This window comes from Algoriphagus ratkowskyi (assembly GCF_002150505.1).
Taxonomy (GTDB): domain Bacteria; phylum Bacteroidota; class Bacteroidia; order Cytophagales; family Cyclobacteriaceae; genus Algoriphagus; species Algoriphagus ratkowskyi.
In genome coordinates this window covers 13,083-31,017 of the sequence record NZ_MSSV01000023.1, presented here as the reverse complement: position 1 = coordinate 31,017, position 17,935 = coordinate 13,083, and the positions used below count along the sequence as shown (strand labels likewise).

Genomic DNA, 17,935 nt, shown 5'->3' with positions numbered 1-17,935 from the left:
CCTAAAGCAGTTCTATATTGCAGAAGCTGCCTAAAATAGAATTTCTACATGCATTTGGGGACTCTTCTGGAGCAACGTTCCCAAGAGTATTAGGTGAAATTCGATTATTCCTTTTCAGGGCTAAAGTACGTTTAATAAGTTGTGAGATGTAAATGAGTCTGTATATGAAGAACTAATTATTTTTTATCATGAGGGAATAATGTAGTACAACTTGGGAAATTTAAGTTGGTTAAACAATGAATATAATTGTGAGCTGTAGGATATCGAAACATACAAATCTGAAAATTAAGATTTAGCGGGTAAGTTTCCAAACAAGGTAATGTATCCGATGTTACGTTCTCAGTTGGAATTTAAGAATTTCAGGGGAATATTTTAAAAATCAATAAGCAAATAAACTAAGTGATTATTTAAAGAGTTACCGGAGGTTTTTTGTAAAGGCGTAGATTTGCAATACGTATTGAATTATCTAAGTGTTTAAACTGAGGAACACATTAACTAAAGCTGTCGCGAGTTAAAATTAAAGCAAAGTGCTAAGAATATATCTTTGCAAAAGAGTTACTTAATTTTTCTTGATTCGCAGTTAAGTCATGGAACAATTGCTGATCAAATGAAATTCTAATGCACTTATGGAGCTTAAGTCATTGGATTTGAATCACATCTGATTTTTCAATTTCCAAAATGTCGACTATATTACTATTTGATTAATCATAAAACCCTTTAAGTAGAAGTTTGTTAAATTTTAAACCCAAGAATATGCGAAAATTTATTACCAATAGATTAAGAGGTATTCCGAAATTTGGATTACTTATTTTATTCATCCTGATAGGGGTGAGTTCTTACGCTCAAAATACTGTGATCGGAACTGTAACCGACTCTGCAACTGGTGAAGGTTTACCCGGCGCAACTGTATTGGTGAAAGGTAGCACAGCTGGTACTGTTACGGATATTGAAGGTAAATTTTCAATCGATATAGCTTCTGAGGGAACGCTCATTATGAGTTTCATCGGTTATACCACTAAAGAAGTTCCTATTAATGGCAGGTCAATTATTACCGTGGTTTTGGAGGAAGATATTGATGTGTTAAGTGAGGTAGTAGTTGTAGGATACGGTAATCAAAGACGTGAAACGTTAACTGGCTCTGTAGCAACAGTAGAATCCAAAGACCTCACAGTAGTTCCTTCGCCAAATCTACAGCAGAATCTTCAAGGGCGAATGCCTGGATTGATTGTTAATATGGGGCAGGGGCGTCCAGGAGCAGACGGAGCTAATATTAGCATCCGAGGATTTGGTTCAAATGGAGGTGCAGGTAGAGGAAATCAGAATGAAAGCCCACTTGTAATTGTTGATGGGTTTCAGCGGGATTTTTCTCAACTAGACCCAAATGAAGTAGAATCTATTACAATTTTGAAAGATGCTTCAGCTGCAGTGTATGGAGTGAGAGCTGGTGCTGGAGTGATACTAGTAACTACCAAAAAAGGCAAGAGTGGTAAACCTACTATCTCTTTCAATTCCTCCACTTCATTGACCGATTTTACAAGTTTTCCTGAAGTGGCTAATTACCAAGGATATTTAAAAGCTGTATTACAGCATAGAGATGGCAGTAATGACGGGGTTGTAAATAACATCACCAGTGAGCGACTTGCACTTTTAGAAGCAGGCGATCCTGGTACAGATTGGTTTGATGTGATCACTAAGCGATTTGCTCCCCAACAACAATATAATTTTAACATTAGAGGTGGAAGTGACAGGGTTAGATACTTCACATCTCTGGGTTACTTGGATCAGGGAACAGTTTGGGAATCAGGAGATTTCGGCTACAAGCGGTATAATGGATCTGTTAATTTGGACTTTGACGTCACAGATAATTTAACTGCCGGAGTGCAATTAGGATGGCGTAGAGAAATGAGAAGTGAAGACAGGACTTTTGAATCAAGTGATTTGTACTCAATCGCCTATTCTAACCCAGCTTTTCCTAGTTCTTTACCGGATCCAGATAGAGTACCAGGTGCAAATATAGACAACCCTCGTAGTCCAATATCAGCTACTTATCGGGATGTTGCGGGGTATAATGACACCAGAACTGACAATATTAACACCTCTGTTGATTTGACCTATAAAATCCCTGGAGTTGAAGGATTGAGTGTTACAGGGACAGTTGGATACCTACAGACCTATCAGTTCCGTACTGTTTTATCCAAGCCTTATACGCTTTGGTATTTAAACGATGACGGCTACAAAAGCCAAACAGGGAGAGAGCAAACTACTTTGTCTGAACAGGCATATAGATTTGAGAGGGTAACTTCCAATATTAGGGCGAATTATGCTAAGAGTTTTGGAAGTCATAATTTCAGCGCCTTAGTACTTTATGAGCAGATTTCAGAAGAAGCTAGGGATTTTAGTGCAAATGGAAATGATCTATTATCTCCAGCAACACCATTTCTTTTCGCAAATAACCCGGACTTTGCAACAATTTCTGGTGGTGGGTCTGAGCTAGGTAGAACAGGTCTGGTAGGTAGATTGAATTATGATTTTGAAGGTACTTACATTGTTTCACTTTCCTTTAGACAAGATAAATCAGCTTTTTTCCCAGTAGATTCCAGAACTGGCTTTTTCCCAGGAATATCTGCCGGATGGGTTTTGTCTAATGAGAAGTTCCTACAAGAGTCCAAGGTAATCACATTCTTAAAATTGAGAGGCTCATACTCTCGTCTGGGTAATGACGGAGCCAATTCATACGATTACATTGATGGTTTTGAGCAGATCAGAGGAGAGGCAGGATATGTTTTTAATGGAAAATATCAGTCTGCCATAAGGACATTAGGTATTCCTAATCCAAGAATTACTTGGCAGTTAAGTGATTTATATAACGCTGGTATTGACGTAAACTTCCTTAATAATAGACTGGGATTGGAATTCGATGCTTTTTATAGAAAAAGATCTCAATTGCTAGCAGTTGATCCTGGAGTGGTAATCGTTGGTACTACAGGTGCAGAATTGCCTTTAGAGAATGTGGAATCACGTGATAACAGAGGCGTTGAGCTTGCTTTAAATTTCCGAGGAGGCGAAAGAGACTTGAAGTATAATTTCTCTGCCAATGGATCTTGGGCCCGCGAAAAGTGGGTTAAGTATGTGGGTGATCCAACTTCCTTCGTCACCGATGATAGAGAGCGAATTAATAAGCAATCTGGTAATTGGGTTAATCGGACATTTGGGTATGTTTTTGACGGCTTTTTTACTGAGCAGGAAATTGAAGGTCTGACAATGGATTATTTTAACGGACAGGAGAAAAATTTGCGTTCAGGAGATATTAAAATCAAAGATACCAACGGTGACGGAGTTATTGATCAGGATGATAGGATACTGATAGGTCGAAATAATGTTCCTGAAATCATCTATGGTTTCAATACTGATTTGAAATATAAAAACTGGGATTTCACGCTGTTTCTACAAGGTGCGTCTAATTTTAATCAGAATTTCAACGGTCAACAGCGGGGTATTTCTGTTGTTAACTCAGGAACTGCTACACCTTATCAGTATATAGTAGATAACCTTTGGACACCAGAGGGGCCAAACACTGGCGTAGAATTCCCAAGAGATATTACTGGACCAACAAATGATTTATTGTTGGATAAGTATTATAAAAATTCCAGTTACCTGCGTTTGAAAAATCTAGTGATCGGATATTCTATTCCTAGAGATGTGATCTCTAGAATAGGAGTTCAAAATGTAAGATTGTCTCTAAGTGGTACGAACCTGCTCACTTTCGATAAACTGGGCTTGTATCCATGGGATGCTGAAACAGGAGGAGTTAATAATTATCCTGCACAGCGAGTTTATACACTCGGGTTAAACGTAAGTTTCTAACTCAAAAAATGATCGTTATGAAGAATATAAAATATATAATATTGAGCATTTTCCTTGTAGCTACATCCTGTGTAGACCCACTAGATGCGACAAGATTGGATGTGATATCCGAAGAAGTAGTCTGGGATGATACAAACTTAATAAATGCTTACATGGCTGATGTCTTTAATAGAATTGAACTAGTTTATCGGCCAGATTACGGTAGTATCAACAATGAAATAATCGCTGAAACCTCATTTGGAGCAGAAGGCAGATTCAGAGGAGATGCAAATGGTTACTCAGACGTAAGTGGTCGAGTAAATGGAAACTCAACAGGTCATGTGCTTTCTTACTGGAGATGGAGCTTGATGCGTGTTGTGAATACTGCTATTGCGCAATTATCTGATGAAGAGAGTTCATTACCAATTGATTACCGTGAACAACGCTTAGGGCAAGCCTATTTTTCGAGGGCTGTGATGTATTTTCAAATGGTAAAGCGTTATGGAGGTGTGCCTCTTATTTTGGAGGTTCAGGATGTGAGTTTAGATCCAGACCAACTTAAAGTTCCTCGAAGTACAGAGAAAGAAAGCTACGATCAAGTGTTGAGTGATTTCGATATGGCTATAGAGTTACTTAAAGATAAATCTGTGGGAAGATGGGAACCTAACCTTGATGCGGCATACGCACTTAAGGGTCGTGCAGCTCTTTATGCAGGAAGTATTGCTCAATTTAACGACAGACTTCCTTTGAAAAAGGATGGGTTGGTAGGAATTAATTCTTCAGAGGCAGCAAGCTATTATGCAATCTCTTTGGAAGCATCAAAGCATTTAATGCCTGCTCCATTTGGCACCGGCTCATACAAATTGCGTCCAGGTGCTAATGTTGAGCAGTATAGACAAATATTTGATGACATTGGAAGTGGGAATGATACAGAGAGTATTCTCTATCAGCAATTCAGTGGAGCTGGTGGTCTGACTAACAATTATGATACATTCATTCTGCCAAGAGCACTAACCGAGCATGCCAATTGGGGAGCTGCAGAAAATGTCTATTTTGAAACGATAACCTGGTTCGATTATAAAGATGGTACATCTGGAGAATTGCTTCCAGATGGCTCAGCAAAATTGGAGAATAATATTGGTGCAAATAAATTTTATGATTTGGAAGATTTGTTTGATGCTAGAGACCCACGTTTTGGTGCATCTGTAGGATATCCAGGAATGATTTACGCAGGAAATCCAGCTTATTTCCACGATGGCGTTACGGATCCTTCAGCTGCATCTTCTGCTGGTGTGCCTACTTCTTCTCCTCGTCAGAATCGTATTCGTTCGGCTTTGGCCGCTTATAAGCTTGCAAATATTGCAAGTCCTGTAGTACCTCAACAAATGGGCGATAATGAATTGATGGAGATAAGATTGGGAGAAATTTACATGAATTATGCTGAAGCTGCCTTTGGTTTGGGTCAAGCTGGTACAGCATTAGATGCTTTAAATGCAATTCGTGAAAGAGCGGGAATGCCGATTTTAAACACAATTACTTTTGATGATATTGTCAATGAACGCAAGCTAGAGCTAGTCTTTGAAAGACACCGTTATTGGGATTTGAAACGGTGGAGACTTGCTGAAGAGCCACTGAATACTCAGTATACCGGCGTTCAGTTTACTTGGAATGTAGCCGATAATACTTATGCGATAAGAAGAACTAACAACACGGAAACAGTAGTAAGGTTATTTAAGCCAGCGGATTATTACTTACCAATTCCAATTGATGATATTGAAAATAACGATGCATTAATTCAAAACCCAGGATTTGAATTATAGTTTTAAGCCAATTAGGAAACTATAAGAAACTTTTGTCTAGGCCCCAATCTTTGCTAATTGGGGCCTTACTAATCTTGAACATAAAGAGGGGCAGAGGTTTTAAAGTATAGAAATTCTCAAAACTATAAGCTTTCTCTAAAGGAAAAAGATATTAGCTTTAATGCCTGCCTACCCATTCCGGACAGATTCCTTTATACATTGAGGAGGATGGTTCTAGTGCTGATTTTTTTATTTTCTGACATTTATTTTATCAGTACAGAGCAGGACAATTTGGAGTGTAAACTTGGTTTCATTTGGTTAGACACAAATCATCTTACCTAAGCTTTGTAAAATTGAAAAACTTTAGAATTACAGCCCCTTTGCTTTTCATCTCATGTCTAGCTTTTTCATGCAGTGAGAAATCAACAACCGAGGACCAAACATCTATTGAAGGAAATGCAGAGGTGGTTCTATATGATGGCAGCTGGGAAGCCTTACAGCAAATGCCAATTCCCGCTTGGTTTGATGATGGCAAAATAGGACTTTTCATTCACTGGGGACCATACAGTGCGATTGGTTATAGAAAAGAGGGACGTGGCTATGCCGAGCACGTGCCTAAATTATTATACAGTGATTCCCTTCATTACTTTCCGTACATGGAAGAGCGCTGGGGAGCTAAACCTCCGGAATTTGGCTATAAAGACATCATTCCAGAATTCAAAGCTGAGAAATGGAATCCAGATGAGTGGGCAACGCTTTTTGCCGAGGTAGGGGTCAAATACGTTGTGCTTACAGCTGAGCATCATGACGGATTTTCCAACTGGGATTCTGATATAAATCCGTGGAATTCCATGGATATGGGGCCCAAGCGGGATTTGGTAGGTGAGCTAGGAGTTGCTGTGAGGAAGCAAGGATTGAAGTATGCGCCTTCTTATCACCGGGAGCGACACACAGGTTTTTTCACCAAGGAACAATTTACTGTGTATGGCGAACCTCAGACTGCCATTGCTGAAGAGATTCGTAGGGTTCCAGAAGCGGCTTCTCTTTATGGTCCTTTTGAATACAGTAAGGAATTCGTCGATGACTACGTGGCGAGATGGAAGGAGATTCAGACGAAGTATAAACCTGATTTTCTTTGGATAGATGATGTGCCTATTTTCACTAGAGACGGAAATAATCCTGACACGGGCTTTCGACCTGAGATACAATATTTCTACGATCAGTATAGGCTAATGATTACTGATTTTATGAATAATGGCTTGCAAACAGGCCAGGAAGTTTATTTAAATAACAAAGGTGGAAATAGAAACTGGCCAGCAGGAGTAGGAAGCTTGGAAAAAGATAATCTTAAGCTAAGTGTGATAGGTCTTAAATGGCAGAGCTGTACCACGTTTGGGACTTCGTTTGGTTACCTGGAAAATGATACCTACAAACCCACGAGTGATGTAATCCATGAGATGATAGAGGTAGTTTCTCGTAATGGAAATTTCTTAATCAATATTGGTCCTCGGGCGGACGGAACGATTCCGGAAGAACAAGTAGAGCGATTACGTGAGATGGGCAACTGGTTGAAAATTAATGGGGAAGCGATCTACGGCACTAGGTATTGGAAGGAGGATCATCAGTTGCAGGGCAATATTTCCTTTACTACCAAAGGCAATGATTTGTATGCAATCGCAATGAATAAACCTGAAGGAATCTTGCTAATTGATGGGACTAAAGGTTGGGGAAATGCCGATGTTTTGGAGGTTTCGCTACTGGGTTCTGAGGATGAGGTTCAGTGGAAAATGACAGCTAATGGACTGGAAATCACCACTCCGAAGAACTTAGGAAAAAGTACTTACGCTTGGGCTTTTAAAATAAGCACTACGGAAAATCAGCATGTTCCCAATGCGATTGAGACTGATGCTGACAAGGCATTGAAAGGCACTCAAAAAGTAGATTTGGATGGAAATTAGTGAGTTTATAGTAAAGAAAATGAAGCATTTCCAACTTTAACAATATCCCATAAATACATATGAAATCTTTGAAAGTGAATAGAATTCTATCCGTGCTAATCTGCGCAGTCAGTTTTGCTTCAGCCAGTGTTGGCCAAACTAGTTCCAAGAGCGCAGTGGAACAAATGAAGCCAAATATTATTTTCATTCTTGCTGATGACTTGGGTTATGGAGATGTGTCTGCATATAACGAGCATTCGAAGATTCAAACCAAAAACATAGATCGCCTTGCCAATTCTGGAGTGAAATTTACCGATGCTCATACTAGCAGTGCGGTTTGTACGCCAACTCGTTATGGCATTCTTACCGGAAGATATAATTGGAGATCCACTCTGAAGCAACATGTTCTCTATGGCTATAGTAAACCCTTGATTTCTGATGATCGAATTACCATTGGATCTTTTTTGCAAGATCAAGGTTATAAAACAGCCGGCATAGGGAAGTGGCACCTTGGCTGGGATTGGGATAATATAGAAGCAGGGGACACACTTGTGAATTTTTCCAATAAAATAAAAAACGGGCCAACAACTAGAGGTTTTGATTATTGGTATGGATTCAGTGGATCTTTGGATATGGCTCCCTATGTCTGGGTAGAAAATGATCAGCCTACCATGGTGCCTACTAAGTATACTCAAAATACAGGTCAACAAGTATGGCGGAAGGGACTTACATCTGATGATTTTGTACATGAACAAGCACTGCCTGAAATAACACAGAAAACTGTTCAATTCATTAACGAAAATGCCAAAGGAGATCAACCATTTTTTGTTTATTTGCCTTTACCAGCGCCACATACACCCATTTTACCTACTCCTGAATTTCAAGGGAAAAGTGGATTGGAGAATCCCTATGGAGACTTTGTGCTTATGGTAGATTGGGTAGTGGGGGAAGTGATGAATGCCTTGGAAGAACAAGGGATTGCAGATAATACAATACTCATTTTCACGAGTGATAATGGCTGTTCGAACCAAGCAGATTTTGAACAGTTAGCAACCAAAGGACATGATCCCAGCTATGTTTTCAGGGGGCATAAGGCAGATATTTTTGAAGGGGGACATCGGGTTCCGTTCATTGTTCGGTGGCCAGAAAAAGTTAAGCCTGAAACTTCAAGCCAATTAGTATGCACCACAGATTTTTTTGCTACAGTTGCTGACATCTTAAAGACAAAAGTAGAAGATCACTATGCAGAAGATAGTTACAGTTTCACAACTGCACTTGGTTTGGCTACAACACAAGCTCAGCGAGAAAGTATTGTGCACCATTCCATCGATGGTTCATTCGCTTACCGCAAAGGAGATTACAAAGCCATCTTTACAGCGGGTTCTGGTGGGTGGAGTTTTCCCCGACCAAATGACGAAGAAATTAAAAGCCTACCACCATTTCAGTTGTATAATCTAGCCTCCGATATCGGAGAAGAGAATAACCTTCAAGCCGAGCAGGCGGCGTTGCTTGAGCAATATAGATTGGAACTTGCCAAGATTGTTTTAGATGGAAGAAGTACTGCAGGTGCTTCGCAGAAAAATGACGGGCCGGCGACTTGGCCTCAGTTAAATTGGATAAATAGATGATCACTATCTAAAATATGGTGTCTAAGGAATATTAGAGGTCAGTATTTCAAATTAGGTCACCGAATAAGACACATTTTTTTTGATATTTGTTGATATGAACTAAAGGCTAAAAAACAGAAAAGCCTGTAAATCAGTAGATTTACAGGCTTTTGGTTTCCCTTGGAAAGGGTTCTGTCGGGGTGGCAGGATTCGAACCTACGACCTCCTCGTCCCAAACGAGGCGCGATACCGGGCTACGCTACACCCCGAGGTGTAATTAGTTTTTTCAATTTTTGACCCCTGACTTGCTCATGAATCGGTTGCAAATGTAGCAAAATTTATTTCCGACAAACACTTTTTTTGAAATGATTATAAAAAAAATACTGGATTAAATTGATGGTATTTGAAGTGTAAGTGAAAGTGTATTGATTATGAAAGGGATATATTTTTTTTGAAATAAATAAATTCATTCAGGAATTTCAGGTTATGCGTTTTTAGTTGTGTCAATAAATTTTCTTAAAACTCATTCTCACCAAACTCACTCTTGATAAACTTGGAGTTGTTTTTCAATTTATTGAACGTATAGCTGATATTGAACTGGATTATATCTACCTCATATACATAATTTGTGGTAGTGTAGAACTCTCCGTCTCTCCAGGTGGTGATTCGTTGCTCATTCGTAGGAAGTAGTCCCATATCGATGTTTAGCCACTGAAGTGTAGTGCTCAACCTTCCGTCAAGGAAGCTCTTTTTGATATTCAGATTAGGAGAAAGAAAGCTTGAATCTTCGCCCTGTGCGGTGTTGGTAGGAGAAATATAGTTCACTGCCAACTGAGCTTCCCAGTTTTTGCCAAAGCTAAAGCTGGTGTTTGCATTGATGGAGTATATCCAGCTTTGGGTATTGATAGGTTTGTCATCAAACTCACCGGAAATTGCATAATTATACACATTTGCGCCAGCAAAAACTTGCCACCAATCGGTTGGATTTAACTCCAATCCTGCTTCCAAACCTATAGACTTTCCTGTGCCGACATTGGAATAAATTCGATTTAAAATGGTGTCGTTAAAGACCGTGTTTACACGATTGACTAGGTTCTGTACATTTCTAAAGTAGGTAGTGGCAGTAAAAGAATTGTTGTTGAAATTTTTCACCAAGCCTACTTCCACCAGGTCTACAAATTCTGGTAGCAGGGTAGGATCACCTTGTTCCAGTGTTTCGGAGTGCTCTCTTTCTGGGAAGGGATTCATCTTAAAAGTAGTTGTTCTTTCTACTCTTTTGGAGTAAGATGTTTTGATTTGAAGGTCATCGTTTACAGAATATTGTAAACTTGCCGAAGGGTACAATTTCACAAAATCATATAGGTAAGTAGTATCAACTGTTCCGGCTTTGTCAGTCAGATCGAGCGTTCTATCCATGATCTCTATCCTTGCGCCAGCTGAATAGCTCCATTGCCCCTTTTTACCGCTTAATTGCCCATATCCTGAATGCAGAGATCTACTTAAATCCACGGCGCTTGAAAACTCTGGGATCAGCTCAAATACGCCTGTCTCGTTGTTTTTTCGCTCATAGACAAAATCTCCAGTATGGTTGAGATACCTGTACTGATAGCCAAATTCCAAGATGCCAAATGGTTTTGGAGTAGCCTTGTAGTCCACTTGTACTCTAGTGCCATGAAGCGGATTGTCGTTGGTATTGTACTCGTCCTGATAGATGAAGCTAGTGTTTGGATAGCCCAAATTCCTGTTGGTTGTAGGCCCACCCAGCATAGTGTATTCATATAGAAACGAGCCTGAGAGCTGGGACTTGTTTTGGAAAGTATGCTTGTAATCCAAGCTTCCCAATACGAAGTCACCACGTCGAATTCTAAGGTTCTCGTTGTAATACTGCATGGTATAAAGACGCTCTCCATTTACCTCAGCACGGTTGTCATTATAAAGGATGTCAGCAGTTCTGTCAGCGGTCTTTTTGCCGGCATAGAAACCCAAACTGAAGTCATTGGATTCATTCGGAGCATAGCCAAGCGTAAATCTACCAGAGTAGGTTTTAGCATCTGTACTTCTTTCTCCGTCTGAAGGAAAATAGGTGGTGGTATCTCCACTTATGGTATAGACATTTCCTTCTCTTCTACCGTTGATGTCACTTCTTTGGAAGCTTCCACCGAGGGAAAGATCCCATTTGCCCTTTTTGTGATTGATAGTGAAGTCAGCTCCATAGCGCTGAGGGTTGTCCTTATTGTCATAAGGTTCTATACTCGGCATACCGATCTTAGTATTCACTTGCACAAATGTGCCATCAGTCACCCCTTTCTTCATGATTATATTGATGATTCCAGCCTTTCCTTCTGGGTCATACTTAGCAGATGGAGATGTGACCAACTCTATTTTTTCTACTGCATTTGCTGGAAGTTGTGAAAGCAAAGCCTCTGGACTGGATTGGGTTGGTTTGCCATTTACCATCACCACAAAACCTGTAGTTCCCCTTACCGATATTTCACCTTGGGCATTGATACTGACTGAAGGTAGGTTTCTCAACACATCGGTGGCTGTACCTCCTTGACTTGTCAGGAAATTCTCAGAATTGTAAACCTGTCGATCTACTTGATTCATGGTAGTGAATTTCCTGCCGGAGACTTCTACCTCAGCTAGTAATTTTTGATCTGGACTTAGAAAAATAGTGCCGAGATCATGTATTTGATTCTTTGATATTACAATGTCTGAAATGATCTTGGTGTCATATCCTAAAAACTGCGCTAGTAGATAGTAATCTCCTGATTTTAAGTTGTCTAAAGTAAATGCGCCATCTTGATCGGTCACTACGCCAGCTACTAATGAACTGTCTTTAACTTGATAAATAGCCACACTGGCATATTCCAACGGGTTGTTTTCGGACTGGTCAATTAGTTTCCCCTTTACGCCAGTTTGAGAAAAAGCTGTTCCGGTGAAAAAAGTAAGGAAAATCAGAGATAGTAATCGATTCATTTGAGGTTTGTTAATTTGTCACAAAGAACTAGTGCTTTTGTACTATTTTACGGTAGGAAAATACCGATAATGGTATAATCAGACTTTTATTTTGGATCTATACTCTAGCGGAGTCAGGTTAGTCTGTTGCTTGAAGAACTTCACGAAATTTGATGAATCAGTGAAATTCAGTGAATAAGCTATTTCTGTTACTTGATTATTGGTATGAGTAAGCAAGTTCTTAGCTTCTATCAAAATGCGTTCTTTGATTACTTCCCGTGCATTAGTATGTAGGGTAGTTTTGCAAATTGTATTTAGCTTTCTCACAGAAATTTTCATGAGATCGGCATATTCTTGCACATTTTTTAGCTGCGCAAAATGCTCGTTGATCAATCGTTTGAAAAGTGCCAGTTGGTCAATGACTGTAGAATCTAATTTCGGTGAGGAAGAAGGCAGGTTTAGCGTAGTTAGAATTAGAAGATTGAGATGAGCTGCTAGGACATGTAGAGAACTTCCTTTTTTATATTCTTTTTGAAACGTTTCCAATTGTGCAAATATCTGCTGTTCCGTGTCTGCTATTTCAAAAGTTTTAGTCAATTGAAAAAGGCTGTTGACGGCATTGGGGTATTGGGACAGGACTTCTTCTTTGAATAGAATTACATAGCCATCTGGGATTTTACTGAAATCCCAGCAATGAACCTCGCTAAGACCGAGGTAATAACCTGTATTAGGAGTCACGTCAAATTTTTCATCACCTATTGTATGTGATCCAGCGCCTTTCGAAAGAAAAATTAACTCATGGTAGCCAGCATGTCTATGTGGAATAGTCGGTTTGATGACAGGTTTCATCCGCGAGACTTTTAGAAGTGCCTCACTTTCAAGCTTAGACTTTACTCCAATTGACATGTCGATTTGGTAAACTGGGGGTTTTTGTGTGCAAAAATTGTAAAAAAGCAATAGATATGGGTTGCCTTTTAAATAAAAAGCAATAGAAATACCCGGATATAATAAAAAAAATATTTTTTAAAAGGTTTAAAGTCCATCTATAAAAAAATAAAGGAAGTGTCTTCATTAAAGTAAAGGAGCTTATTCGATAGTTGTACGGGCTTATATGCCTCATTTTATGCGGATAATGGCGTTTATTGTGAAATAAGATAGATTTAATATGGCAATTCAAGTTTTTTGGATTTAGTCTGAATAGGAAAATCAGACGGTTTGGGAAGAAATAATTTTGTTATTTTAGGGTTAGAAGGATTGAGTTGTGTGAATACTAGAAATCGACCTCTCTTTTTAAAATTGAATCAGATCAATAAAGCAAATTCTATCTAATGAGTTTTCAAATCAAAAATTCCGGTGAAGCCTACGATGTTATAATTGTTGGTTCCGGAGCTGGGGGAGGCATGGCCTCCAAAATTCTATCCGAGGCAGGTCTTTCCGTAGCTGTTGTAGAAGCAGGTGGTGATTTTGATCCAGCCAAGGAAGAAGATCGGACACAACTTAGACCGCCATGGGAATCTCCTCGAAGAGGTGCAGGAACGCAAATCCGTCCCTTTGGCGACTTTGATGCAGCTATTGGTGGCTGGGATATTGACGGTGAACCTTACACTAGGAAAAATGGAACTGAATTCGATTGGTTTCGCTCTAGAATGGTCGGCGGAAGAACAAATCACTGGGGAAGAATTTCACTTCGATTTGGGCCTAATGACTTCAAACGTGCCAGCATTGATGGATTAGGTCATAACTGGCCTATTGGATACGATGATCTAAAGCCGTATTACGACAAAGTTGATAAGCTAATTGGTGTTTTTGGCACCAAAGAAGGTATATATAATGAGCCGGATGGATTTTTCCTTCCTCCTCCAAAGCCTCGACTGCATGAGCTTTACATGAAAAAAGGTGCGGACAAGATGGGTATCCCAATGATTCCTTCGCGTCTATCCATGCTCACCCGTCCTATTAATAAGGAAAGAGGAGTATGCTTCTTCTGTAGCCAGTGTAATAGAGCTTGCCAAGTCCATGCAGATTTCTCTGCTGGAACTGTCTTGGTTCACCCTGCTATGAAAAAAGGTAAAGTAGACCTTTACACGCACTCTATGGTTAGAAAAGTAACTACAGACGAAAGTGGTAAAGCAACTGGAGTTTCTTTTGTGAGCAAAATGGACATGAAAGAATACAAGCTCAAATCAAGAGTGGTTGTCTTAGGAGCCTCAGCTTGTGAGTCTGCAAGAATCATGATGAACTCCAAGTCTAAATCACATCCTGATGGGATTGGAAATAGCTCAGGAATGGTAGGTAGATACCTACATGATTCTACGGGAACAGATCGTATGGCAATTATGCCTAGCATGATGGATCGTGAGCGCTACAATGAAGATGGAGTAGGTGGTTTGCACATGTACACACCATGGTGGGGAGATAATAAGAAATTGAATTTTGCCAGAGGATACCATATCGAATACTGGGGAGGAATGGGCCAGCCAGCCTATGGAACCGGTGGAAGTATGGATTCGATGAGAAAATATATTACAGATGAATTTGGTGCGCCAAGTCCAAATGGTGGCTACGGAGCAGGTCTTAAAAAAGACATTAGAAAAATCTACGGTTCTACTATGGGTATGTCGGGCAGAGGTGAAAGTGTACCTATGTATGACAACTACTGTGAAATTGACCCAAATACAGTGGATAAATTCGGTATTCCAGTTCTAAGATTTAATTACAACTGGACAGATCAAGAAGTCAATCAGGCGAAACACATGCATGATACCTTTGAAGAAATCTTGACTGAATCCGGAGGAATTTTACTGGGTTCTAAGCCAGGTCCTGAGACCAAATATGGTCTTTTGGCTCCAGGAAGAATCATTCACGAAGTAGGAACTACCCGTATGGGAGATAATCCTGCTACTTCAGTATTGAATTCAAATTGCCAAGCACATGATTGCGATAATCTATTCGTAGTAGATGCTGGTCCATTTGTTTCTCAAGCTGATAAAAACCCAACTTGGACCATCTTGGCCTTAGCTTGGAGAACTTCCGATTACATTGTTTCTGAATTGAATAAGAAAAATATCTAAACCATGAACAGAAGAGAAAATCTCAAATTGCTCTTTACCGGCTCGGTCGGTACAGGTTTATTAATGACAGGCTGTTCACCAGAGCAGCAAAAATTACCAGCCAAAGATGTCTTGACTGGTGGTACTATCGGTGGTAGAACTGAAGAAGAAAAACAACGTGATCAAGCGTTGCTTTCAGATACGTTTTTCACAGATGAGGAGCGCAAAAAGCTAAGCACTTTGGTAGATATCATCATGCCAAAAGATGATGAGTCACCTGCAGCTACCGAACTCGGGGTTGTCGATTTCATGGAGTTTATGATGAAAGACCAGCCAGGCAATCAGACACGTATGCGTGGTGGCTTGATGTGGTTGGATTTTGAAGCAGATGAAACATTCAGCAAATCATTCAATGAATTGAGCGAGTCTGAAGTGATCACTATAGTGGATGAGGTAGCTTGGCCTGACAAAGCAAAACCTGAATATGAAGGTGCTGTTCGTTGGTTTAATATGCTTCGTAATCTTACTTGCTCAGGTTATTTCTCTACCCCAGAAGGGTGGAAGTATATGGGCTACGTAGGTAATACTCCAAATGCATGGGATGGAATTCCTCAGCAAGTAATGGACAAGCACGGCGTCAAACTAGAAGAAAAATACATTCCACAATACCTCAAGATGGAGGATCGTGGTACTATCATCGAATGGGATGATGATGCTAACATAATTGGCTAATTAATTAGCTTCAGTTAAAAAGAATATAAAAAACCAATGGGTGTAAGCTCATTGGTTTTTTTATTGGTATAAGTGAATTAATGCCATATTCAGGGTAGAGCAGGAGACTAAAGTGATTTTTTAAAGTAAACTTATCATTTCGAATTCAGAAAATTTGTGCTGCATTCAAACCCCATCTACCCATGATAACCCTAAAACTTTTATTAAGTCTGCTATTGATAAGTTTTGCAGTAGATTCTACGAGTTCTTTTGCACAAAACAACAATTCTACAAGTTCTCCAAATATTGTTTTTATAGCGAGTGATGATTTAAATGATTGGATTGGGGTATTGAATGGTCATCCGCAGGTGAAGACTCCAAATATTGATAGACTAGCAAATAGAGGAACATTATTCACTAATGCACATGCACAAGCACCGCTTTGTAACCCTTCTCGGGTAAGTATTCTAACTGGTTTAAGGCCTACTACCACTGGAATCTATGGTTTGTCTCCTAGGCACCGGGAAGTAGAAAGGACAAAGGACGTCGTGACCTTGTCTCAGTACTTTGCTCAGAATGGGTATAGAACACTTTCCACAGGCAAGATTCTTCACGGTGGAATTACTGCTGCAGAGCGAGCCACAGAGTTTCAACAATGGGGTCCTAATGGAGGTCATAATCCTAGACCCTCGACCAAGTTGATGACAACTCCATTAGATATGGTAAACAATCCATTGATTGACTGGGGTGTTTATCCTGTAGCGCATGATTCGGTTATGGATGATTATAAGGTGGCTTCATGGGCTGTAGAGCAAATGAATGGATTTGGCAAAGAGCAAGGGGATGTGGCTCCATTTTTTCTAGCTGTAGGGTTTAATAAGCCGCATGTTCCACTGTATGCCACGCAAAAATGGTTTGATCTTTATCCAAAAGATGAGCTTATTTTACCACTTGCTCCAAAGGGGGATCGTATGGATATTCCCGATTTTGCTTGGAATTTACATTGGTATCTTCCAGAGCCTCGACTCTCGTGGGTGATTGAGAATAAAGAGTGGGAAAATAAAGTAAGAGCCTATCTGGCAACCATAAGTTTCATGGATGCCCAAGTGGGAAGAGTTCTGGATGCCTTAGATGCTAATGGTTTAACAGAAAATACAATCATCGTCTTTTGGTCAGACCATGGATATCATTTGGGGGAAAAGGATATTACGGGTAAAAATTCCCTTTGGGAACAATCCACACATGTTCCATTGATTTTTTCGGGGCCTGGAGTTTCAGTTGGAGCGAAGTCTTCCCAGCCTGCTGAGCTATTAGATATTTACCCGACTTTACTTGAATTGGCAGGTCTCACTGAGAATACTGAGGTGGAAGGGATCAGTTTACTTCCTCAGTTGGAAAATGCAAATACGCCAAGAGCTAGGCCTGCAATTACTACCCATAACCCTGGAAATAATTCTGTAAGGACAGAACGATGGAGATATATTAGGTATGCTGATGGCTCCGAAGAACTATACGATCACTACCGAGATGCTGGAGAGTGGTCAAACTTAGCTCAGGTGGCGGAATATAGTGAAGTAAAAGCTGAACTCGCAAACTGGATACCCCTTGAAAGTGCCCCACATGCGGAAGGTAGTAAACATAGAGTTTTGTATCAAAAAGATGGGGTTTGGTACTGGGAAGACGAGCCTATAGTTTTGGAGAAATTGATAAAATAGAATAGTTGCATTTGGATAAGCTGTGTCCTTATTTTTTCATAGTCAAAAGACTTCAAGTCACATTAAGCAACTGACAAACACGAGGTAAAACTTTAAGAAATACAATTCAATAAATGATAAGATTTTAGACTGCGGCACTATCCTTCAAGGGGTGATGATTTTTATTGGAAAGCGGTTAAATCTACTTTTTCCGCAGCAATTCAAGCGTAAAAGTGAAGTTTTATGCTGTTAATATTCTTGTTTCAGGTTTCTGGAAAAATATTTTAGAATATTATGGGGTCATTTCGCTTGTTAACTTACTCTTAATTTTAGAAA

General features: G+C 39.8%; 9 protein-coding genes and 1 tRNA gene. 7 read left to right on the top strand and 3 right to left on the bottom strand.

Features of this window, described 5'->3' with window-relative positions; genetic code table 11:
• The first annotated feature begins 753 nt into the window (after window positions 1-753).
• From BVH02_RS18505 to BVH02_RS18490, 4 genes are all read left to right on the top strand, one after another.
• Window positions 754-3,864 carry a SusC/RagA family TonB-linked outer membrane protein gene (locus tag BVH02_RS18505; RefSeq protein ID WP_086502955.1) on the top strand — a complete coding sequence of 1,037 codons (3,111 nt, stop codon included), beginning with the start codon at window positions 754-756 and terminating at the stop codon, window positions 3,862-3,864.
• A gap of 17 nt (window positions 3,865-3,881) precedes the next feature.
• The gene (locus tag BVH02_RS18500) at window positions 3,882-5,663 is read left to right on the top strand and encodes a RagB/SusD family nutrient uptake outer membrane protein (protein WP_158093914.1); all 1,782 of its coding nucleotides are present in this window, start codon (window positions 3,882-3,884) and stop codon (window positions 5,661-5,663) included.
• Between the two features lie 332 nt (window positions 5,664-5,995).
• Window positions 5,996-7,600: an alpha-L-fucosidase gene (locus BVH02_RS18495; protein ID WP_205635756.1), complete on the top strand. Its 1,605-nt coding sequence runs from the start codon at window positions 5,996-5,998 to the stop codon at window positions 7,598-7,600.
• A gap of 59 nt (window positions 7,601-7,659) precedes the next feature.
• Entirely contained in the window at window positions 7,660-9,207 is a 1,548-nt protein-coding gene (locus BVH02_RS18490) for a sulfatase family protein (RefSeq protein ID WP_086502953.1), read from the top strand.
• A gap of 174 nt (window positions 9,208-9,381) precedes the next feature.
• On the opposite strand, the gene BVH02_RS18485 is transcribed toward BVH02_RS18490, so the two are convergent.
• From BVH02_RS18485 to BVH02_RS18475, 3 genes are all read right to left on the bottom strand, one after another.
• Window positions 9,382-9,455: transfer RNA gene (locus tag BVH02_RS18485), tRNA-Pro, on the bottom strand.
• Window positions 9,456-9,702: 247 nt separating this feature from the next.
• Window positions 9,703-12,165 (bottom strand): TonB-dependent receptor domain-containing protein, encoded by a 2,463-nt coding sequence (locus BVH02_RS18480; RefSeq protein WP_086502952.1) that lies wholly within the window; start codon window positions 12,163-12,165, stop codon window positions 9,703-9,705.
• A 78-nt stretch (window positions 12,166-12,243) separates the two neighbouring features.
• Entirely contained in the window at window positions 12,244-13,050 is an 807-nt protein-coding gene (locus BVH02_RS18475; protein ID WP_086502951.1) for an AraC family transcriptional regulator, read from the bottom strand.
• 422 nt (window positions 13,051-13,472) lie between these two features.
• Between BVH02_RS18475 and BVH02_RS18470 the strand changes: the two genes are divergently transcribed.
• From BVH02_RS18470 to BVH02_RS18460, 3 genes are all read left to right on the top strand, one after another.
• Window positions 13,473-15,215, top strand: a complete 1,743-nt coding sequence (locus BVH02_RS18470; protein WP_086502950.1) for a GMC oxidoreductase — start codon at window positions 13,473-13,475, stop codon at window positions 15,213-15,215.
• A gap of 3 nt (window positions 15,216-15,218) precedes the next feature.
• Complete coding sequence (locus BVH02_RS18465; RefSeq protein ID WP_086502949.1) at window positions 15,219-15,926, top strand: gluconate 2-dehydrogenase subunit 3 family protein; 708 nt, start codon at window positions 15,219-15,221, stop codon at window positions 15,924-15,926.
• A 182-nt stretch (window positions 15,927-16,108) separates the two neighbouring features.
• Entirely contained in the window at window positions 16,109-17,620 is a 1,512-nt protein-coding gene (locus BVH02_RS18460) for a sulfatase (protein WP_086502948.1), read from the top strand.
• Window positions 17,621-17,935 lie beyond the last annotated feature (315 nt).